This is a genomic window from Nocardia amikacinitolerans, from assembly GCF_900215415.1.
GTDB lineage: Bacteria > Actinomycetota > Actinomycetes > Mycobacteriales > Mycobacteriaceae > Nocardia > Nocardia amikacinitolerans.
Genome location: NZ_OBEG01000005.1, coordinates 306,768 through 327,629, shown reverse-complemented (window position 1 = coordinate 327,629; position 20,862 = coordinate 306,768). Strand labels below are relative to the sequence as shown.

The following is a 20,862-nucleotide window of genomic DNA, read 5'->3' as shown; positions in this document are numbered from 1 at the left end:
CGAATCGGCCGTACCGCTGTGCGGGGCAGGTCAGTTGGTTGTCGGCAGGATGTCGTAGCTGACGAGCGCTTCCTCGCGCGAGAGCGTCGGCCCCGGCACCAGCTGGCCGATGATCGGCCAGGGCGCGGGCCGCGGCTTGTCGGCGAGGCCGAGCAGGGTGGCCGTCTCCTGATCCGGGATGCCGTAGCGAATCCCGTTGTCGGAGATGTAGAACAAGCTGCCCATGCGGACGCTGTCCGGCGACATGCCGGTCACCTGGAGGTACTCCCCCGAGTTCGGCGGGATGTAGGCATGGTCGATGCGGTCGCCGGTGCCGTCGCCGGTCGCCAGATCCACCACCTTGGCCGACTTCGGCAGCGGCAGTTCACGTCCGGCCAACAGCGTGATCGTGGCGACCGGATCGGAGGCCTTCTTGGCCCACTGCATGCAGCTGACCTTGTTCTCCTCGGGAGTGAGGATGGTCGGGACCGGCCCGGGAAACTTGTCCACCGGCAGCGGGCTCACCACTGGCACGCCGACCACCCGGTCCGGCGGCACCGAGATGATCTCGTTCATCTCCTGGGAGTTCGCGTTGCGGATCACCTCGGCGGCGAACGGCGTCAGCCGCTGCACGCCGTCGGCGAGCACCACGTACAGCTCTTCGGAGTCGACCCGCTGCACGCGGATCACGCCGCCGATCGGCACGCCCTGCAAGCGACCTGGGCCGGGTTCGCCGAGCCGATCGATCTTCGGTGGGACGATCGCGGGGACCTGGGTGGCGGAATTGAGCATGCCCGCGCTGACCGGACGCGGGTTGTACTCCCGCAGGCCGAGCGAGCGCGAGATCACCGAATCGTTCGGATCCACTTCGGCGCGCTTGCCGTCGAACATCAGGAACGTCTTGCCGCCGCGGGTCACCAGCAGCGCCTCGTCGTCGCGCAGCGGCCGCGCGGTGTTCGGCTCGCTCGAGTCGAGCGCGCCCGCGATGACCGTGGACTGGGCTCCGGGGGAGCGCGCGGCGCTGCCCGCAGCGGACAGTTCCACCGCATCGCACAGGCTCCAGATGGAGTCCGGCGAGGCCGCGCCGGGCAGGGTGGCCGGAACGCCGGGTATGCCCACCATCGGGCCGCGCGGCATCGTCAGCTTGGATTCCTTGACGGAGGTGGGTTTTTCGTTGCTCGCCGTGATCAGCCGGGCGGAAGCCAGGTTCAGCGCCGGATGCAGCGTGCCGTCCACGATCACGTAGAGCGCGCCCGTCTCCTTGCCCATCACGATGGTCGCGTCGCCGATCGAGCCCACCGGGCGCAGGAACGCCAGGATCGCGGCGCCTGCGACCACCAGGATGCCGAGCACAGCGCCGACCACCAGCGAGCGGAACTGCGAGCGCATCGGATCGTGCAGCATCCGGACATCGCGCCGAATCAGCGCGTGCTCGTACCTTTTCAGCAGAAATCGGTAACCGTTGACTTGTGCCTTGGTAGTCAACTGTGCGGGCACGAAACGCCTCCGAACTGACCCGGGTACAACGGACCGGGCATTTCACCCGGCACGCTTACAGTACCCATCAACACCGCCTGCTGCCTTCCCGGTAGCGAAGCCGAACGAGTTCGGTCCATTATGTCCGCATGGGTTCCACCACAACCGACGGCGGAAATCGCGACACCGCGCCGCGGAGTTCCCCTGCCCCGTCGGCTGAATCTGCCCCGACTCCCCTGCACTCCTCGTACTTCTGGCTGTTCCGAATTCTGCCGCTGCGCTGGGTGATTCCGGTGGCGCTCGTCGCGGTCGCCGCCTCGCTGGTCGCGGTGATCTTCGATGCCTCGGTGTGGGTCGTGGCCGGCGTATGTGCCGGTGTGCTCGTGCTCGGGCTGACACCACTGCCGCGCCGCAAGTCGCCGGCGGCCTGGCTGGACGAGGAAATCACCTTCCGTTGGCGCGCGTTTCGCAATCGTTCGGCAACTGTCGATCAGGCGCCGTTCGACGTACCGCTCCCCGAGGGCGGCACCTATGGAATGCGCTGGGACGGCTCGCGATTGCTCGTCATGCTGCGGGTGGAGGCGCATCCGCGCACGGTGACGCTGCTGAGCCCGCAGTCGCTGATCTCCGACGACATGATGCCGCTGCCCGAGATCGCGCACTGCCTGGACCAGTTCGACATCGAGCTGGCCTCCATCGACGTGATCAGCACCGGAGCACGCACCGCGGGGCCCGGCCGCGTCTCGCAGCTCTACGAGCAGATTCTGGGCAGGCTGCCCGCGGTGGCGCACCGCACGGTGTGGGTGGTGCTGCGGCTGGATCCGCTGGCCAATGCCCCCGCGGTGGCGCGGCGCGGCGGCGGCGCCACCGGCACGCTGCGCACGGCCATCATCGCGACCCAGCGGGTGGCGAACCGACTTGCCGCCCAAGGCATCTCCACGGTTGTGCTGTCGGCGGCCGAGATCACCGCCGCGATCAACCAGCTCACCAGGCACACGCCACTGGAGGAGTTCACCGAGACGCCGCACAGCGTGGAACGCGACGGCATTCACTACACCACCTACCGGATGGCGCCGGAAGCTCTCGGGCCGCAGGGCTTCGCCGCGGTGTGGTCGACGCCGACGCTGGCGACCACCGTCACCATCCGTCTGCAGCGCGCCGCGGCACAGTCACCGCGCGACCTTGCCGCCAAACCAGGTGCCGCGGGCATCGAAGTGACCGCGTTGGTGCGCTTCGACACCAGGGACAAACCCGCCGTGGTCAAAGCCGACGGCCTGGTTCCCTTGCCGGGCAGCCAGTTCCGCGCCCTGCTGTACACGCTGCCGATCGCCCGCCGCGGCCGCCAGTTCAGCCCGGAAACCTATCTGGGCAAGCCGGATTCGCTGCTCACACTGCCGATGCCGATCGCAGGGTGCGGGCAGCTGATCGGCGCCGACACCTCCGGGCAAGGCGTGGCGCTGCCCCTGGTCGGGCACCAGGTCCGGCGGGTGGAGGTGATCGGATCGCTGCTGGTCGCCCAGCAGATGATCCTGCGCGCCATCGCGCTCGGCGCCTCGGTCGTGGTGCACACCAACCGTCACGACGCGTGGCGGCAGATGGCCGCCGACGTGGGTGTGCCCCAGTCCCTGACCATCGCGGCCTGGTCCGCGGCCGGGCAGCAGGCCAGCGCGCACCGCTCCGCCACCGTGATCGTCTACGACGGCATTCCGCCGACGGGGCACCACTCCGACGCCACCACCGTCCTGCTCCGCAATGCCCCGGCGACCATGGACGACCACTTCGACCCCGACGTCACCCTCGCCGAGGACCCGGAGACCGCCAACCTCGTCACGGTGCGCACGGCAGGTGTGACCACGCGCGTGCACATGGTGGCGACACCGGACGAAATGCAGTACCTGCACACGGCTTTGGCCCTCGCACGCTAGCCGAGCACACCGGAAAGCCCCGGCCATCCGCGAGGGTGACCGGGGCTTTCTCGTTGCGAACCCGGATCAGAAGGAGTTGTAGACCTTCTTGTCAGCGGCGAACGCGTTGTTGAACGCGCCGTCGATGGCGTTGCGCAGGGCCTGCATCTTGGTGTGGGTGTCGTTGAGTTCCTCGAGCAGGGAGTTGGCCTTCACGGTGAAGGACTCCAGCGCCTCGTTCTCTTCCCAAGCCCTGGAGACCAGCTTGTCCCTCGCGGCGACGAAGGCGTCCTTGTAGCCGTCGAGATCCGTGTAGTACTGGTCCATTTCGCTGATCAGCTGGTCGTGTACCTGCTTGGTGTACTTCATGGCGCTCTCCTTTCGAGCGGTGGTGTCAGATCAGGTTGGTGAGGGCGTCCACGTTCTCCGGATCGACGTTCCCGAGGGTCGTGTTGCCCTCGGAGATGGTCTGGTTCAGCTCGTCGATCTTGGTGTTGATGCGGGTGGTCTCCTCCTGCCAAGCCGTGGAGGCCTTCTGGCCGGCGACGGCGGCGTCACCCTCCCAGCCCGAGCGGGCCGCGTCGAAGGTTTCCTGCACGGCCGAGATGGTCTTCTTGATGCCCTCGACGGCCTGCATGTATTCATCGACGACCGCAGCAGCTTCGGCCTCGGTAAAACTTGTCTGTCCGGACATTGTTCACCTCATCATGTCGGTGTGATTTTTGTGTTCCGCTGCGCAGAGGCCGCGGTAGTTCGGTCGGTTCGTGAGTTCCGATGCGTTGACTAGGGCATCCACCTTCCTCCGGGCAGGGTTTCGATCAGCGCCGAGATCGCCTGGGCGATCCGGTGATCGGTTCCCGGGGTGAAGGTCGACCAGACCCGCAGGTCCGGCGCAGCGCCGGGGCTGGCGGCGATCCGACCACGCGAGGTGTCGTACACCGCCACCGCTCCGGACGTTCTGGTGGTCACGCCGTCGTCGTAGGCATAGGCGACGATCTCGGCGTGCGCGTGGCAGCTGGACATGGCCAGCCCGAACTCGATGGCATCGCGTTCGGCCACGCCGCGGGCGTAGAAGATATCGGAGTAATCGCTGGATCTCGTTGCTTCGTCGAGTCTTTCGCGCAGTTCGTCGACCGGGGCGCTGATGCTCGGGATGTCGGCGGCCGGTGCGCGGCCGAGCGCTTCGAGCACCGGCCGGGCCAGCGCTTGGCCGCCGCCGTCGCACCAGATGGTGCGCACGTCGAAGGTGTCGCCGGTGCGGGTGGCCAGCGCGTGCTGAGCTCCCTTGCGCGCCACGCAGACCTGTCGGGTCCCCGACTCGGTGTAGATCCGGGCCGCGAGCTCGCGATCCGGGTTGGCAAGGACGAACAGCGCGTCGGTCAGGTCGGCGTCGACATCGTCGTAGGTGTCGACCAAGCCGGCAGCGCGCAGGTCGGCGATCGCCTGGTCGCGCGCGGCCTGCCAGGCATCGACCGAATCCTGCTGCGGTCCGACCCCCAGCACCAGCGGCAGGGTCTGCACACCGAGCAGGTCGGACACCGCGAGCAGCCCATCGTTGGTCATCGTCGTCATGCCGCCCCCGATGCCGTGGTCTTCGGCGCGGGTTCGGCGGCGCCGCCGATCACCGCTGGGGCAGCGGCGAATCCGGCGTCGACCTCGAACGGCTTGTCCGGCTGCGCGGAAGCCGCGCCTGCCCGCAGCGTACGGTCGTCGTCCTGCATGGCCGCGGCGGGCGCCATCGCGGCCGGGACGCCCATGCGGCTCGCCGACGACGAATCGCCCGCCACCGGAGCCGTTTCCACGGGCAGCGGCGTCGGCTCGGCGGTGGCGGCCACGGCCTGCGTGGTGTACGCCGCCTTCGCCCGCGGCGGCGGTGTTGCCTTGGCGAACGCCGCGGCGAACGAGGCAGGCAAGGCGGTCGCGGGCACGGCCGTTGGACGCGCCTCGGCCACGGCCTGCTCGGCTTCCAGCGCGGCACTGTTGGCGATGACCGGTGGCGTGGTCTGCGTCCACGGCGTCTCCAGCGGCTTGGTCGCCTCTTCGTAGACGCGCATGACCCTGGCCGCGTTGACCTTGGCCAGATCCTGTTCGGCGTCGATATCGGCGGCCGCGCCGACCAGGGGCGCACCCAGCCCGGCGCCGATCGCCTCCACCGACTTCTTCGCCTCTTCCAGTGCGGCGATCTCGGCGACGTGCGGCATGGCCAGCCGGGCCACCTCGTAGGCCAGCGCTTGCGAGCCGGTCTTGGCGGCGTTCTGGGCCGCGGAACCGGCCGCCTCCAGCAGCCACTCCCGCAATTTGGTGATCCGGTCCAGGATCTCCGGGCTCGTCTCCGAACGCCAGGATTCGCCGATGGCCTTGACGATCTGATCGTATTCGGGCACCGCGGCGCCGAAACTCACGCCGAGGCGAGTCCAGGCCTGGGCCGCTTCGGCCATCGGCACCGTGCCGGGACCGGTAGTCAGATCCTTGGCGAGTTTCTCCGTTGGCCTGGCCTCCCAGACCACGCCGGTGAAACCAGGGATCGGCGGTTCGACCATCTGTCCCCCGCTTCGCGTCAGGCCGACGCCCCGAGACCAGCGGCGTTCTCGGTATCCATCACCACGAGCGACTGCGACTGCGAGCGCAGCGCGGCGGCCAGTTTGCGTAGTTCGAGAACGCCGGCGGTCGCGGCTTCGTCGTAGGAGGCGGCAACACCGCGCAGCGTCTGCGCGGCACGCTGTGAAACTTCGTCCAGCCCAGCGGCTTCCACGGCCAGTGCCGGCGTATTGGCCTTCAGATCGGCTTCCAGCCGGTCCGCGAGGGCGTCCAGCGCGGTGGCGGACTTGATAGCCCCGGCGCGATCGAATTCCATGACGTCCTCCTATCAGAGGGTGAGTGCCTGGTCCGGCGGTTCGTTGAGTCCATCGGCGGTGGCCGCGCCGACCACCGGCAGCGAGGCGCCTTCGATATCGCCGACCACCTCGTTGCCGTGCGAGGCGGACACCAGTTCGCCGCGCAAGCCGTTCGTGGCGTCCTCCGCGCCGCGGGCCATGCCTGCGGCCGCCATCGGCGACATCGGCATCATGCCGCCAGGCGAGCTCGCCGCCGTGGTGCTGCTGCGGGCCGCCGAACTGGCGCCCGCCTGCATCGCCGAGGCCGGGTTGCCGACGCCGTTGGCGCCCGCCGCGCCCAGATTGCCTGCCGTGCGGCCGTCGACCCAGGGGCTGAGCTGGCGCGCCGCGGCGGCCACTGCACCGCCGCCACCACCGAGACCGCCGATTCCGCCGCCGCCGGACTTGGCATCGCTCTTGTTCAGCGCCGCATGCTCGGCCTTGTCCTTTTCCAGCGCCGGGTTGGTGGAGGCCGCCGGGTTCAACGTCTTGTGCAGCGAGACAGCCGATTCCACGCCGGACTTCACCGTGTTGGTCAGCGTGGGGATCATCTGCATCAGCATGCTCAGCATCTGCATCTGGTCCATGCCCTTGGGGGCATCGGTGACCGGCACCTTCTGGCCCGTTGCCGTCATCTCCGCGCTGTGCACGGTCATCTCGGCGCGCGTCTTCGCCACCGTCGCCGTGGCCTCTGCCATCGTCTCGACGGTGGCGGCGACCAGGAAGGCCTGGCCACCGGGGGTCGAGAGGAACGGCGCGGAGGCAGCGAGCTGCGCCATGTACTTGGCGATGATGGCCGCCATCGTCGCGCCGCCGATGAAGACCGAGGTCGCGGCGGAGGCGACACCCGCCGACTCCTGCGCGGCCTGGGTGGCGATCTTGGCGCCGTCCTTCTGCGCCTCTTTGCCCTTTTCCTCTGCGGCGGCCGCGGCCTGGCTCTGCCACAGCTGCATCGCCATCGTGAGCGCCGTGCTGCCCAGCTGCACCACCGTCGAGACGACGCTGGAGACCTGATTCAGCACCTCGGTCGGATCGACGACGGGCGCGGCAGTCGCGGCGGCCTGCGCGGCCGGGTCACCGTCGGCAGCGGGCGCGACGGCCGGTGTGGGAGCGGGGAATTGGCCGGTGCCGAAGGTGGCGGCCAGATCGGTCAGCGGCTTGGCCAGCAGGGAGAGGTCGATCACCGGCAGCGGCGGCAGTCCGGGAATCGGTGGCAGCAGCGGGATTTCGGGCAGCTGCGGCAGGCCCATGTCCTTCAGGACATCGTTCACCGGCCGGTCCAACATCGGACCTACCGCGCTCTGGCGCAGCATGTCCAACACCGACTGATCGACCAGCTCCGCCATCAGGCTCGACCGACCGCGTCGATATCGGAGCCCGAGAGCCCGTCCGTTACTTGGTATTCGGTGGCGGCCTGCTGACAGGTCAGCGCCGTCATGCCGTGCACATAGGCCAGCTCGGCGACCGAGGTGAGATGGTTGGCCTGCGCCACCGCGAAGGAGGCGAGGAAGTCCTGGCCGATCAAACCGAACACCGGGATGGCCGCGGCCATGGTGGCCGCCTGGTTCACCGAACCGGCGCTCGCCACGCTGGCGGCCATCGCCGCGGCCGTGTCCGCGTAGGCCCGAATCGCGTCAGGTTCGGCGGCCACATGTGGCCAGGGATTGATGTCAAGACCGTTAGGCATCGGAAACACCCTCTGCGCGAAAATGATTGGAACGTCCAGGCCAAATGTACCGGATCACCGGAGGGGTCACGCAGTAAATATTCGGGTGGAACATCTTAAGGGAAAGTAAATCTTTGGTGCCGCACTAGGTTTGAGCTGCGGACTCTTCATTGAACTCGGTGATGAGGGCACCCATCCTCGCCATGGCTTCGGCCGCCGCGCGGTGGGCCGTGGAAACCACCACCTGCTCGAATTCGCCGGGTGACATTCGCGACACCGCACTGGTGAATCGCAAGTCCCGCAGAGCTCCACTGCCGTCGACCTCGACGGTGACCGCGCCGTCCTCCGACGACTCCCGCGCGCGCACCTTCGCCATCTCGTCGCCGAGATCGCGCAACCGGTTCAGCGCCCGCCGCGCCCGCGCCTCGATCTCGTCCATCACCGGGTTACTCATCAGACTTCCCTCAACCAGCTCTGCGGCTCTTCGTCGTACTCTTCTTCCTCGACCCACTCCTGCGCCGCGACATCCTCCGGCTTGGGCAGCCCGGTCAACGCGAGCTCTTGGTTGGTCAGCCCGGCCGCCTGCAACTCCTCCCGGCGCGCCAGCCCGGCCCGGTTCGCCGCCTGCTTGCACAACCGCATGATCTGATTCGCCAGCTCGTCCGGATTCCGCCGCAGCTCGTCCGCTTCCACCGAAATGGCAAGCGGCAAGCCCTGTTCGGTGGTCCGCACCGAAATGGTGCCACTTATGTTCGCCGCTGTGGACATCGCATCAACCCCTCGTCGCTTGCCGCTCAGTGTATGTCCCCGCACTCGGGATACCCCGAATCAGTTACGGAGCGAGAGTCTCTCGTCCTTGATGGTCTGGACGATCTTCGCGATCTCCTTGTTGATCATGATCGCGAACTTCTTCTCGTCGACGGGCTGCGCGACCGGCGGCAGATCCGGAGCGATCACATATCTGCCGTCATCGGGCAGATCTCGCCATTTGAGCTCGAGGGTGAGCCGTCCGCGCGGACCGTACACCGAATAACCCTGACTCACGCGCACCACCCCGCGCGACGCCGCGGCCGTCTTTTCGAACCGTTCCCCGGACATCGAGGTGGAGCCGCCGTAGGGGTCGTCCCACAGGCCGGAGCTACTCGTATCGACCATCTCTTCGCTCTTGGGCACCGGCAATTCGATACTGCCCTGTTTTCCCGGTCCGACTTTCGGCAGTTCGGCCACCACCGCGTCGGCGAGCGCCAGCGGCTCGCATTCGGTGACGGTGAAGCCGGCGGCGTGCTCGAAGGTCTTGCCGGTCACCTGCTTCAGCACGTACCCGCGGTCGCCACGCCGGACCGCGAGCATCCGGATCCAGCCTTCCGCGCGCTCGTACTCCCGCTCGTCGAATCCGCGCACTTCCAAAGCGATATCCGGTTGCAACACAGCTTCGGAAATCTCGTCGAGCACCCGATCGTCCGTGCCCCGCCACCGATCCCGAACAAGGTACAACGCGCGTTCGTATTCGTCGGTGGTCCGCATTTCACAGATGTAGGTGAACGGACGCGGGAGAATGGTGCCCTCGGACCGGGACCACAGGGCCATGAACTCGGTGTCGGTGAATTTCCAAGTGCGACTCACTGTTCGACCACCGGCCTGACCACCTTCGGCGCCTCACCGAGCAGCTCGTCCATATGCGAGTCGGACTCGAGGTAGGCGGGGCGCTTGTAGTTCTGCTGGCCTTGACCGGCGCCCTGTCCGGCCGCACCGGCGGGGCCGGGGGAACCGGGCATCGCCTGCGGGGCCGCCCCGGCTCGGCCGAGCGCGCCGAGACCCGTTCCCGCGGCGGTCACCGCCGTGGCGGCGCCCGCGCGGGGGAACAGCTTCGCGGCTTCGGTCAGACCCATTCCCTTGGCCATGGCGCCGGGGCCAGGCCCGGGGCCGCCGCCAAGTTTCGCTGCCAAGTCGCCCGGCTTCGGCATGCCGTTGGTCAACGCGGTCTGTGCGGCTTGCTGCGCCGCCGCCAGCGCCTCGCTCGCACCCTTCTGGCCACTCTGGAGTGCTTGCTGCGCAGCTTGCTGCGCGGCCTGCAACCCTTGCTGGGCGGCTTGCTGTGCGGCCGACGCGGCTTCCCGCGCAGCGGCTTGCGTCTGCTGCTGCTTCTGGTAGGCCGCTTGCTGCGCGGCCGCGTCCTTGGCGCGCTGCTCGGCCTCGGCCTGCCTGCGCTCGTTCTGGGCCCGCTGCGCCTGCTCGTAGGCCTCTTGTTCCCTCGCGCGCCGGGCCGCGTCTCTGCGCTGTTGCTCGGCGAACTCCGCGGCCTTCCGCTGCTCGTTCGCCGCGTTCGCCTGCGCCTTCTTCTGCTCCGCGCTCAAACCGGGACCGGGGCCGGGGCCCGCCTTGAGGTTGGCGGGACCGGGGCCTGGGCCGGGGCCCGGACCGGGACCTGCGGTCTGGCGCGCCAGCGCCTGCCTTTCTTCCTCGGAGAGTTTGCCGTCGTTGTTCGTGTCCCCCGGGATCTTTTCCTTGTCGTCGATCTTGCCGTCTTTGTTCTTGTCCCGGGGGTCGTAGATCGGCGGGACGCCCTCGAACGCTTGGGTCGGGTATACGAGTTTCGGAATGCTCCTGGCCGTGAACTCGACACCCCGCACGTAGGACTCGCCGAACATCTGCTGCCGGTCGGTCAGGTAGTACGTGGGGTCTTCCTCTTCCGTCGCGTAGGGCGGAGCCCAATAGTGGGTATCCACCAAAAACTGCGAGGTGTATTCGAGGAGCGCGTTGTGCTGCATGGCGGTCGTGGCCAGCGGCTCGAGAGAGAGCCGATAGTTGTCGAGGGCTTTTCTCATTGCCTCGGCGCCTTCGCCCTGCCAGACTGTCTCGTCCCCCGCGGCCGGGTTCAGGTATTGCGCAACCTTGTTGCCGAAGGCCGTACCCCACTCGGTGATTTTCTCGCCGATATGTTTCCAATTCGCGGCGTCATCGGCAACCATATCGGCGACGACGCCGCCCTCCAGGTAGTTCCGGTTCGCATGAAGGGTCGCCCACGATTTACCTTGGGTTTCCCCGATACCCGTGGTGATGGGCGTCGAGCCCTTCATGTCCGGCTGCTTCCGGTTGTCCTTGATATGAAAATCACTCGTGTAGTCGCTGGGCGCTTTTTCACCGTAACGACATTCACCATCGTGATGGCCCGTGCAACCTTTGCGATGTCCATGATCGCCCTCGCGCTGGGTCAGCGCCCCCGGCGCATTTCCATTGGCGTAGTGCGTTTCTTGGAGATCGGTATGGATCGCGTCCAGCTGACGGGTGAGGCTCTCGACGTTGTCGCCCTCGGCCTTGGCCATGTTCTTACCCGCCGCGACGACAGAATCGAGCATGTCGTCGAGGATCTTGTGGTGCGCGCCGAGGATGCGATACATCTCCTGGCCCTGCTTACCGAATTCCCTGGCGAGCGCCGGACCCGAGGATATGGCGGGCGTGGACAAGTCGACCATGGAGGAAAGCGAGGTGGCGTTGCCCCGCAGGGAGAAGAACTTCCACTGCAAATCCGAGATCGCCTGCCCCACCTCGAGCGCCGCCTGCGGATCGAACTTGATCCAACCCGCGTCGCCAGAACGGTTCTTGATGTCCGGCCAGGGGTTGTTGGGCAGCGGCAGCTCCGGGATCGCAGGCCCTGTGCTCCCGCCGTCGTCTTCCCTAGGTGGCATGCCTCGTACTCCTCGACTATCTCCGAAACTCCGGGACCGTCACGTGCGTCCGTGTGCCGTCTGGCATCCATCTTGTCACGGAAACGCCGTCGAAACATCTCCGCACGACCGTAAGACCCAGTGACGCAAGGCGTCCGGATGTTCGCACATTATCGCTTGCCCGTTGTTATCCGAACATGGTGGCGGGCAAGGAAAGTCCTAAGGAACGGTTAGGAAATATGCGGGTAGTGGACGCGGTCGTCGTCGGACAACTCGGTGATGCGGAGTTCGCCCGCTCCCCCGCAGATCGGGCAGGCCCGTGAACCCTGGCAGGTGGGACAGCGATGGCGGCCGGAGGCGGTGGGCGCCTTGGTCCAGCCGGTGCCGTGGCAGGTGGGGCACACGCCGTGGCCGTCGCATTCGTAGCAGAGGACGGCACCCGCGCTGACGGTGTCCGGGGTGACGGCCGGGGCTGGGCGGGCGGGCGGTGGATCCGGTTGGTAGAGCTGGATATTGGGGGTTTCACCGAGCAGGACAATTCCGCCGAAGCCGTCCTCGATGCGGGCTTGCAGTCGGTAGCCCTCGCGATCGCCGCGGACGACGACGACGGTCGGGGCCTGCGGATCGCGCTGGACCTGGACGGCCCAGCCCGCGGTGTGCAGCACCTGGGCGGCGCGGTCGGCGCGAGACGGATCCGGTGGGCCGGACAGGTTGGCGACGGCCTCGAATCGGTGGCGGGGCGGATCGGCCCAGTCCACCTGGCTCGGATGCTTCGGGATGACCACGTACGGCGCCGACCCGGGCAGGATCTGAGCGGCGAACCAGCGTATCTGGCCGCGGAGGAACTCGGCGGAGCGGTCCAGCCACTCGCGCACGCCCTCGATCTCCGCCATCACCGTGCACCACCTTCGAAGTTCGCCGTTGCCGAACGGTAACCGGCGGGCCTGTACACGATCACCATACGGTCGGTCGGCTGCGGCGGCGAGTACTTGGCCATGGCGTCCGGGTTGAGCACGTTGCTTGCGCCGGTGTCGATGGTGAACAGGTATTCGTCGCTGCCGTCGCCCGCGAACTCGGTGTGCTCGACTACCTCGAAGGCGGCCGCGAGCGAGGGCGGCAGCACGCGGCTGATGGCGAGCATGAGCTTGTCGCCCTGGATATGCCCGCGGTCGCCGGGTTCGCCGCCCTCCACCAGTTCCGACTTCATGTCCCACTGGATTTCGACATGCGCGCCGGGCACCAGGGTGTGCGGCAATTGCCGGGCGAGGGTGTCGTAGTCGGCGTCGCCGTAGTGGGCGCTGACGTTGTTGATGTAGTAGCGCGCCACGCCGCCGTTGCCGCCGACATTGAGCACCGCGCCGTGCAGCAGGAAGTCGGCCCACACCATGAGCGAACCGGGGCGGGTCAGCGGACCGGCGTCCAGGATGCCGAGGTTGCGGCGGCGCTGGCCCGCGTCGGCGTAATCCATGGGCAGTTCGGTTTGCAGGATGAGGCCGCGACCGGAGGTGTCCTGCGCGGGCGTCAGTTCGACCGCGAACCCGCCGCGCCCGACACCCACGTCCACAGTGTGGCCGCCCTCGACCGCCGCGGGCACCGACGGGCGCGGCACGAACCGCACCGGGTGGCTCTGCTGGGCGGGCAGTCGATATTGCGCGCGCGGACGCGAGAGCACGTCGACCGAGGACCGGCCGTTGGCCTCGTCATGGATCACCACGACGTACTCGATGTCCAGGCCGGCCGCTTCGGCGCCACGGTTGGCTCGGTCCATGGCGTGGAAGAAGTCGAGCATGGACATGGTCGCCCCGTTCGGGCTGGTGGCCAGGGTCGGGAACTGCACAAGCCCGGTCGTCCGATCCAGCACGCCGCCGACCCGGTCCGGCATCTGGGTGTAGGCGCGGGCCGCCTGCCGCATCCGCTCGAAATCGATGAACCGGTTGATCTGCTGCATGTGGCCCGGGGTGTTCTGCACCTCGGTGATCGCGGCCTCCAGCGCCGACCGTCGCCACTCCGGGGGCATCGGATCGTTGAAAGCGCGCTTGATCGGAGCCAGGGCGGCGACCAGGTCGTCGGCGCTGAACAGTTCGGCCGCTTCGAGCTGTTTGCGAATGGCGCTGACATCGGGGTTGGCGAAGATCGGCTCGAACAGGCGGCGGCAATACTCCTCGCGCATCCGGGCGTGGAGCGAAAGCCCCTCCGCCATCAGCACTTCGGAGGCGTGCTCGCCGGTCAGGAAGCGGGCGAGGCTGCCGAGGTGGGTGAGCGCGGCCTCGTGGAACGCCGGGTCGGTCAGTGTCTTCCCGAAGACGGGCCGGGAGGCGACGGCCCCACCGTATTCCATCCCGATCCGGCGCGAGAGCTCAGGATCGTGCGCGGCGAGCGCTTCCGCCGCCGGACCGACCGGGTCCACGTCCATGCCCAAATGTGCGATCAGGTCGTCGAAGTCGGCCCGGATCTCCGGGGTCAGCTTGCCGCGCGCGGGATCGAAGATCGACTGATCCAGCTGGGTGGCAAGCACTTTCAGTTCCGCGAAGCGCGGACCGGGGTGCCGGAATTCGGGGTCGGTCAGCTGCCGGATCCGAGTGAGCATGTGCGCGACGGCCCGTGGCACGTCCCTGGTCCGCAGTCCGTCGGACAGGATGATGTCGAACGCGGCGCCGCCGGGACGCAACTGGAAACTACCGACCTCGTCGCCGATGGTGCTGTCGACCCGCACGTAAATGGTGCGGCCGTCGGGCAGCATGAAGTGGCCGTCGCGGTGCCAGCCGATCTCGGGGAGCACGATCGCGCGGAGCATGTTCTGCACCGCCTGGCGGGCCAGCTTGGTGGTCAGCGCGCCGTCGTCGGCGGTGCGGCCGTTGCCGTCGAAGTTGCCTACGCCCTCGATGATTTCGCCGAAACCGTCCGGCAGGACGACGGTCTCCGGTTGCGACGGCTCCAGGTACTCCGGGCCGTCGTCATCGGGCTCGGAATCGAGGTACTCCGGACCCTCGACCTCCCCGCCCGGCACGACCGCTTCCGGCATCGACGGATCCGAACCGAGGTACTCCGGCCCCTCGGTACTCGCCGCGCTGGGCAGGATCTGGGTCGGCGGCACCGGATTCGAGCCGCCGAAACTCGATTCGCTCGACTCGGTGGACGGGCCGGACACCTGCTGAGAGGAGGGTTCGGGCTCGACGGTGCCCGGCAGCTCGACACCGGGCATGGTCTGCGCCTGATCGCGCCGCTCGGCGGGGGCGACGCTGGTGTCGATCATTGTCGGTGGGTGTGGCACCGCCGGGGTGGCCGGGGAGGGAATCGCGGTGATCGTCTCGGCGCCCGCCATCAGCTCGGCGGCCGGGTCGATGCCGAGCTTGTGCGCGATCCTGGCCACATAGGTGGCCACGGTGTGCTCGGAAATTCCCAGCGCCTCGGCGATTTCGGCGTTCGATCGGCCGGCGAGGCGCTGGGTGCGCACCTCGGTTTCCCGTTGGCTCAACCCACCGTGCCCCTCGCCGGACGACGGCCGGAGGGCGACCTCGGCATCCATCGACAGGATGCCCGCCCGCAGCGCCGTCGCCACCATGCCGGCCCGGCTGCTGATGCCCAGGATGCGGCCGATCCGGACCAGGTGGTTCTTCACCACGGATTCGGTGGTGTCCATGGCCAGCCCGACTTCTTTGTTCGACCAGCCGTCGGCGACCAGCGCCAGCACCTCGAGTTGGATGGCATCCAGCGCGTCCGGCCCGAGCCCGCCTTCGATCTTCGCGGCGACATCCGGCTCGGAGAACGGCACCAGGCCTCGGCGCACGCCGATGGCCGCCAGCGCGGCCCGATCGCCGGTGCCGAGCTTGTTGGCGATGCCGGTCAGGTGGGTGTGCACGGTGGCGTCGGCCATCGCAAGCCGCTGCGCGATCTGCTTGTTGGTCAGGCCCTCGGCCACCAGCACCAGCACTTCGGTTTCCCTGGCGGTGAGGTCGATGTGGGTGATCAGCTGATCCGGGTGGGCCGCCGGGTCGGCGGCGTGCTCGGTGCTCGACAGCAGCGCTTTTCCATTGGCGCCGTATGCGATCGCGGCGAGCTTGCGGGAGCCGGGGGTCACGGTGCCCGGCACGTACTCGTGCCACGCGCCGTTGTCGATATTGGGATCGCTGACCATGACCTTGTCGTTGTCCAGCCGCATCATGGACAGGTGCGCGACCTTCATGCCGCCGATCGAGTACTCCTCGGCCAGCAGCATCGCGGTCGCCGGATCGTCGGGGTCGGTCAGCCGGGCAAAGGCCGCGTCCCTGGAATCGATCGGCCGCATCCGGCCGTGCGCGTAGTCCTCCTCCACCTCGAGCGCTGTCCAGCCGGACAGCTTCGACTCGGCGGGGACGGTGACATCGAGCCCGACCTCGGCGGCGGTGCGCATGGTCTGACGGACGCAATCCTCCGCAGGCGCTTCCGGCTCCGGTTGTGGCGCAGCCGGTTGCGTGCTGGTGAAGGCATCCGGATCACCGAACACGTGCCCGCCGTCGGACAGCGGCTTCTCGGCCGGAACCGCCGCGCCATCGATCGGCTTCGCGGTCACCCGCGGATCGTGTGCGGCGCCATCCCAGCCGCGAAGTCCCTTGGCGACCTGCGCCATCCCCTCGCCCGTGAAAGCCGCCGGCGCGGTGGCACCGACGACGCCGCCGGTCGCCGCGGCGGCCGCGGCCTTCCAGTCGACGGCACGCCCTCGGAGATTCGCAGCCGTCGCGGCACCGGCAACCGCGCCAGCCCCAGCGGCAGCCGCGGCATCCCAGTCGACGCCAGCGGTGCGCGTGAGGTCCAAGCGGATCGGCGGCACCTTGCCTGCGCCCTTCGCCAGGTCGTCGTCATAGTGGACAGGCTGGTCGGACAGCGCGTCGGTGGGCGTGTGCGCCGGTAGGGGCAGGTTCGACAGGACATCGGCCACGGCGCGCAAGGTCCGCGCCGACTCGGGGTGCGGCATCAGTTCGGCGAGGGCACGCAGGCGTTCCGGCGCGACCAGGCCTGCGATTCGTCCGGTATCGGCCGCCGCGTCGAACGGCGAACCGCAGGCTTGCCACAGGGTGTGCTCGTGCAGGGTCAGTTCCAGGGTGCCCGCGTGATCGCCCTCGTTGGGCACCCGGACCGGCAGCAGGATCTCCGCGTGTTCGCCCTGCGGCAGCATCAGCCGGAAGGCCTCCCACAGGGTCCGCAGGTTCGCGTCCGCCGCGAAGGCTTGCGGATTGGTCTGCGCCCAGTCGGTCAGCATGGTGGTGACGATCTGGTTGATGCCCGACGGCGGCGAAAGCTCGACGATGCCGTGTGCGTCGAAGCCGCGCGCCATGATCAGCCACTTGAGCGCGTAGGCGGCTTCGGCGTAGGCGGCGCGGGCCTTGGTCGGATCGACAGCAGGCGCGGATTCGGGACCGACGGCCTCGGCGACAGGAGCTTCGGCCGGAACCAGCACCGCGGTGAGAATCGTGTTGCCGCGCACCGCGAATCGACCGTGCATCTCCGTCAGCGGCAGTCCGTCCTTGCCGGTGGCCTCGACCATCACCCGCACGTGGAAGGTGCCCGCCTCGATATCGAAGCTGACGAGCGAGTTCGTGAAAACGTGGCGCAGGCGCAGGCTTTGGTCCCCGGTCAGGGTGTACCAGGCCTTGAAGATGCTCTCCTTGGCGGAGAAGAGCACCTTGTCCCAGGCCACACCGGAATCCGGCAGGCAGTCCAATTGCTCTTGCACCCAGAGCAATTCCTCGACGCGGCCCGCCCTGAACATCGTCTCCCGGACCGATCGATTGTTCTCGGCGTCGATGCCCACCGACCGGAACCGCGCCGAATCGCCGACGACCGCGGCGTAATAGGTGTGCTTGGTGGCCTGGTCGATCGTCTTGTTGGTGAGGCTGCCCACCAGGCCGTCCGGGAACACCGGCTCGCCGAGCGGTCCGCGCCCCACCGGCACATCGTGGTGACCACGGTCTGCCATCGCGCGCCGGGCCGCGGTCCGCGTGTTGGCTTTCTCTCGCACCAAGAACGGCGGCGACTTCTCGTCGAGGAGGATGGCGGCTTCCTCCGGCAGCAAGGTCGCGGTCGGATCGTCGCCGACGATCTCGCTGGTGGACAGCTCCGGCAGCAACCCACCGATGAGCGAGCCCACGGATTCCCCGTCGACGAGCACACCCGCGACAGGCGCGGGGCCGGTCGCGTGGGCGCGGTTCTTGCTGGCGTCGACGCCGAGGTCGGCGGCGTCGAAGATCTCCTTGGGGGTCGGGCCGGGCACGATCTCGGTGTCGGTGTCGAACTCGGTGACCGCGTCCCGCCCGACCCGCTCGTACAGCGCCTCGGCCACCGCCTCCGGCGAGGAGAGGTCCGTTTCGCGAACCTTCTGTTCGAATTCGGCGCGGTGCACGTCGTCCGGAGAGGGGTAGTCCGGTGCGGGATCGGTATAGGTGGCGCCGGACTCTCGCAGCCACGGGACAACGATCGAATTGTGCAGCTGTCGCCAGGCTTTGGTCACCCGATCCGCGTCCGGCCCCAGGTCGGGATCGGTGTAGCGCAGGGTGACGCCGTCGCCGTCGCGGGTGAGTTCCAGGGTGACCCGGCCGAGTTCGCCGCCGACCGGGTGCAGTGACACGGTCACCGTCGCGCGGTCGCCGGTGATGGCGATGTCGGTGACGTCCAGCCAGAAGTCCGGGCCCCAGCCTCGAAACACCATGGCCGCGAGCTGATCCCCGCGGGCCATCAGTTCCGTGACGGTCGCGAAAGGCAGTGCCGGGCGCCAGATTCCGTTCTGCTCCTGCACGCCGTCGACAATGGTGCCTGTGGTGTCGACACCGGCTTCGCTCAGCACTGCGCGCAGCTGGGCGGTGAACAGTGCATGTCGCTCCGGGTCGAGGAAGGCGCCGCTCATCGGGATCAGCTCGGTGAGCTTGCCGTTCTCGATCACCCAGTGGCCGAAGGCGATCGGGCCGTCGGCGGGGTCGGCATAGCTGCTGTAGAGCAGCTGGTGCAGTTGCACGTCCCGCCGATCCAGTTTGCCTTCGACATCGGCGACGGCGATACAGCGGATATCGCTCGGGTCGGCGCCGATGAGGAAAGCCACGCCCTTAGGGCCCGAACTGTAGGGCTGGTTGTTCTCGTCGTAGAAGACACCGTCGCGCAGTTGGAGTTTGCCGATATCGATGCCCTCGATGAGCTCGGGCCGGTAGGAGTTCGGCGACTTCGGCTCGGCGACCTGGTAGCCGGTGCCGGGTCCGGGCGTGGCGTCATCGGTATCCGGGGACGCGGGTGTATCACCCTGGGGCGCAGTGGTATCGGTCGGTCCAGCCGGGTCGGTGCCGGGGTCCGGGTCGGTACCGGGATCGGGGTCGCTGTCGGGGCCTGGGTCACTGTCGGGACCGGGGTCGCTGTCGGCCATCGAGCGGATGAACCAGATCGACTTGCCGCGGCCGTTCGCGAGCGGCGCGTAGTCCCAGGCGTCGGTCTGAGTGTGCAGGATCTGGATGCCGCGACCGCGTTCGTCGTAGGCCGCGGCGTCCTGCTTCTCGGCTTCGGTCCGCTCGGGCGCCGCCGGTGCTTCGTTGTCGCCGGCTTCGGCGGCGGCCAGCGCGTCCAGATCGAGATTCGCGATGGCGTCCTCGTCCACACCATCCAAAAACGCGTCGAGGTCATCACCCTGCAACAGCTCCGGCTTCGCGCCGCCCTCCCCGGCCTCCAGCGCATCCAAATCCAGATTCGCGATGGCATCCTCGTCGACACCATCCAAGAACGCGTCGAGATCGTCACCCTGCAACAGCTCCGCCCCGGCGGCCCGCTTCGCGGCGGCCTCCTCCGCCAGGCGGCGCTCCTCCGCCGCCGCCACCCGTTCCTCCATCAGGTTGGCATTCTCGCGGATCGGGCCACTCGGCGGGTGGCTCACGACATTGTCGATGCTTTGCACCACGAGTTGACCGGCGCCGGGCAGCACGCGCAGCGTGACCCGCACCGGGCCGGTGCTGTGCTCCAGGGAGTTCGCGACCGCCTCGCTCGTCGCCACCCACACCATCTGGAGGTGCACGGGCGCGCCTGCGCTCCAACCGATGGCCGCGAGCTGATCCCGCAGCCAGCGCCTCGCGATTCCGGCAGGACGGACGCGCTCGCTCTTGGCGTGGTCGTGTTCGTAGAGATCGTCGGGACGTTCGGTATCCGTAACCTCCTCGCCCACGGTCGTTTCCGCGTAGTGCCCTGGGTGCCCCTCGAACACCGCACCGGACTGGGCGAGCCACGGCAGGATCACCGATTCGTGCATCTCGACGAACGCGTCGGCGAGCCGGATCGGGTCCGAACCCGGTTGGAAGGCCGGGTCTTTGGTGTCGACACCGGCGTAACCGAGATCGAGGTCCCGGTACCGCATCGTGGTGCCGCTGGCGTCACGGGTGAACTCCAGGGTGACCCGGCCCGAGCCGCCGCGCGCGAGATCGAGCGCCAGCGTCACCGACAGCGTGTCGACCGGCCCGGCCGCGGTCTCCAGGTGCTGCATGTTCACGCTCTCGACCCGCGTCGCGAAACGCGTTCCGGATCCGGCCAACTGGGCCGCGTCCCCGCCCTCGCCGTCGAGGAGGTCGCCGACAGAGATGGTCGGGGTGCCGGCTGCCGGCTCCGGATCCATCTGGGCGATGAGCGCGCCGGTCCGGGTTTGCGGATCGACGGCGTGGTCGGCGTTGGGCTGCAACGGTTTTCCGTCGACGCCGTAGCCGATCGCGGTCGTCGACACTACATCCGGAGTGACTTCGTTCCAGCGGTACGGGCGCCATGCGCCGTTGTCGACGTTCGGGTCGCTCATCATGAGCCTGCCGCCTTCGCGGACCATGTTCCCGTTCTCGTCGACATTGGCCACCAGGACCATGTGAGCGACGTTGTCGTGCCCGTAGGTGACGACGACCAGCGACGCGGTCATCGGATTCGCCGGATCGGCGAGCTGGTGGGCGATCGAGTCCCGGTCCGGGTGCACCCGCAGTCGGCCGCGCCCGTAGAACTCCGCCTCGTCGGCGCTGCGCCCGGCCAATCCAGCGTTGTCGTCGGGTGGGTCGACATCCAGGCCCAGGTCGTCGTGGCCGGTGCGCAGCGCCACGTCGACACAGTTGCCTATATGCCCGTCGTACCAGGTGCCGCCCCACGGCTGGGCCGGTGACGGGTCCAGGCGGTACAGCTCCTGCGGGTTCAGCTCGGTCGAGATCAGCTCCGCGTTGCCTAGGCCGAGATCCTCCTCGAGCTCGACGATCCGGCCGCTCGCCGGATCGAGTGGCATCCGCACGTTCGTGGAGTCCTGCGCCGTCGGGTCCGACAGACCGGGC

General features: G+C 68.3%; 15 protein-coding genes (1 of these 15 cut by a window edge). 1 reads left to right on the top strand and 14 read right to left on the bottom strand.

Features of this window, described 5'->3' with window-relative positions; genetic code table 11:
• Positions 1–30 precede the first annotated feature (30 nt).
• The gene (gene eccB, locus CRP45_RS23135) at positions 31–1,476 is read right to left on the bottom strand and encodes a type VII secretion protein EccB (protein WP_097246915.1); all 1,446 of its coding nucleotides are present in this window, start codon (positions 1,474–1,476) and stop codon (positions 31–33) included.
• A gap of 128 nt (positions 1,477–1,604) precedes the next feature.
• Here eccB and eccE point away from each other — a divergent pair, with 128 nt between their 5' ends.
• Entirely contained in the window at positions 1,605–3,380 is a 1,776-nt protein-coding gene (gene eccE / locus CRP45_RS23130; protein WP_097246914.1) for a type VII secretion protein EccE, read from the top strand.
• Between the two features lie 66 nt (positions 3,381–3,446).
• Here the strand turns inward: eccE and CRP45_RS23125 are convergent, their stop codons facing one another.
• The 13 genes from CRP45_RS23125 to CRP45_RS23065 all read right to left on the bottom strand — a co-directional run.
• A complete protein-coding gene (locus tag CRP45_RS23125) occupies positions 3,447–3,728 on the bottom strand; it encodes a hypothetical protein (RefSeq protein ID WP_067785084.1) in 282 nt (93 codons plus the stop codon).
• 25 nt (positions 3,729–3,753) lie between these two features.
• The gene (locus CRP45_RS23120; RefSeq protein WP_084482935.1) at positions 3,754–4,053 is read right to left on the bottom strand and encodes a WXG100 family type VII secretion target; all 300 of its coding nucleotides are present in this window, start codon (positions 4,051–4,053) and stop codon (positions 3,754–3,756) included.
• Positions 4,054–4,142: 89 nt separating this feature from the next.
• Positions 4,143–4,922: an ESX secretion-associated protein EspG gene (locus tag CRP45_RS23115; protein ID WP_308209501.1), complete on the bottom strand. Its 780-nt coding sequence runs from the start codon at positions 4,920–4,922 to the stop codon at positions 4,143–4,145.
• Positions 4,923–4,927: 5 nt separating this feature from the next.
• Positions 4,928–5,899, bottom strand: a complete 972-nt coding sequence (locus CRP45_RS23110) for a PPE domain-containing protein (protein WP_097246911.1) — start codon at positions 5,897–5,899, stop codon at positions 4,928–4,930.
• Between the two features lie 17 nt (positions 5,900–5,916).
• A complete protein-coding gene (locus CRP45_RS23105) occupies positions 5,917–6,213 on the bottom strand; it encodes a PE domain-containing protein (protein ID WP_067785091.1) in 297 nt (98 codons plus the stop codon).
• A gap of 12 nt (positions 6,214–6,225) precedes the next feature.
• The gene (locus CRP45_RS23100) at positions 6,226–7,578 is read right to left on the bottom strand and encodes a hypothetical protein (protein ID WP_097246909.1); all 1,353 of its coding nucleotides are present in this window, start codon (positions 7,576–7,578) and stop codon (positions 6,226–6,228) included.
• The gene (locus CRP45_RS23095; protein ID WP_067785097.1) at positions 7,578–7,919 is read right to left on the bottom strand and encodes a type VII secretion target; all 342 of its coding nucleotides are present in this window, start codon (positions 7,917–7,919) and stop codon (positions 7,578–7,580) included. The genes CRP45_RS23100 and CRP45_RS23095 overlap by 1 nt, the downstream gene beginning before the upstream one ends.
• Positions 7,920–8,043: 124 nt before the next feature.
• The gene (locus CRP45_RS23090) at positions 8,044–8,352 is read right to left on the bottom strand and encodes a YbaB/EbfC family nucleoid-associated protein (RefSeq protein WP_245910358.1); all 309 of its coding nucleotides are present in this window, start codon (positions 8,350–8,352) and stop codon (positions 8,044–8,046) included.
• On the bottom strand, positions 8,352–8,666 hold the full coding sequence (locus CRP45_RS23085; RefSeq protein ID WP_067785103.1) for a hypothetical protein: 315 nt from the start codon (positions 8,664–8,666) through the stop codon (positions 8,352–8,354). Before CRP45_RS23085 ends, CRP45_RS23090 begins: the two co-directional genes overlap by 1 nt.
• Before the next feature lie 60 nt (positions 8,667–8,726).
• On the bottom strand, positions 8,727–9,521 hold the full coding sequence (locus CRP45_RS23080) for an ESX secretion-associated protein EspG (protein ID WP_097246908.1): 795 nt from the start codon (positions 9,519–9,521) through the stop codon (positions 8,727–8,729).
• Complete coding sequence (locus CRP45_RS33490) at positions 9,518–11,584, bottom strand: hypothetical protein (RefSeq protein ID WP_097246907.1); 2,067 nt, start codon at positions 11,582–11,584, stop codon at positions 9,518–9,520. The genes CRP45_RS23080 and CRP45_RS33490 overlap by 4 nt, the downstream gene beginning before the upstream one ends.
• A 209-nt stretch (positions 11,585–11,793) precedes the next feature.
• Positions 11,794–12,456, bottom strand: coding sequence for a hypothetical protein (locus CRP45_RS23070; protein WP_097246906.1), 663 nt, complete (start codon positions 12,454–12,456; stop codon positions 11,794–11,796).
• Positions 12,456–20,862 carry the final stretch of a LuxR C-terminal-related transcriptional regulator gene (locus CRP45_RS23065; protein ID WP_097246904.1) on the bottom strand. Its footprint extends 25,049 nt past the window's final position, so only the last 8,407 of its 33,456 coding nucleotides appear in the window; its start codon lies off the right edge, out of view; it ends in the stop codon at positions 12,456–12,458. Before CRP45_RS23065 ends, CRP45_RS23070 begins: the two co-directional genes overlap by 1 nt.

Excerpts from the sequence above, each read along its gene's own strand:
- CRP45_RS23095 (WP_067785097.1), bottom strand. The coding sequence starts at position 7,919 with ATGCCTAACGGTCTTGACATCAATCCCTGGCCACATGTGGCCGCCGAA.
- CRP45_RS23090 (WP_245910358.1), bottom strand. The coding sequence starts at position 8,352 with ATGAGTAACCCGGTGATGGACGAGATCGAGGCGCGGGCGCGGCGGGCG.
- CRP45_RS23070 (WP_097246906.1), bottom strand. The coding sequence starts at position 12,456 with ATGGCGGAGATCGAGGGCGTGCGCGAGTGGCTGGACCGCTCCGCCGAG.
- CRP45_RS23120 (WP_084482935.1), bottom strand. The coding sequence starts at position 4,053 with ATGTCCGGACAGACAAGTTTTACCGAGGCCGAAGCTGCTGCGGTCGTC.
- CRP45_RS33490 (WP_097246907.1), bottom strand. The coding sequence starts at position 11,584 with ATGCCACCTAGGGAAGACGACGGCGGGAGCACAGGGCCTGCGATCCCG.
- CRP45_RS23100 (WP_097246909.1), bottom strand. The coding sequence starts at position 7,578 with ATGGCGGAGCTGGTCGATCAGTCGGTGTTGGACATGCTGCGCCAGAGC.
- CRP45_RS23105 (WP_067785091.1), bottom strand. The coding sequence starts at position 6,213 with ATGGAATTCGATCGCGCCGGGGCTATCAAGTCCGCCACCGCGCTGGAC.
- CRP45_RS23125 (WP_067785084.1), bottom strand. The coding sequence starts at position 3,728 with ATGAAGTACACCAAGCAGGTACACGACCAGCTGATCAGCGAAATGGAC.
- eccE (WP_097246914.1), top strand. The coding sequence starts at position 1,605 with ATGGGTTCCACCACAACCGACGGCGGAAATCGCGACACCGCGCCGCGG.
- CRP45_RS23085 (WP_067785103.1), bottom strand. The coding sequence starts at position 8,666 with ATGTCCACAGCGGCGAACATAAGTGGCACCATTTCGGTGCGGACCACC.
- CRP45_RS23115 (WP_308209501.1), bottom strand. The coding sequence starts at position 4,922 with ATGACCAACGATGGGCTGCTCGCGGTGTCCGACCTGCTCGGTGTGCAG.
- CRP45_RS23110 (WP_097246911.1), bottom strand. The coding sequence starts at position 5,899 with ATGGTCGAACCGCCGATCCCTGGTTTCACCGGCGTGGTCTGGGAGGCC.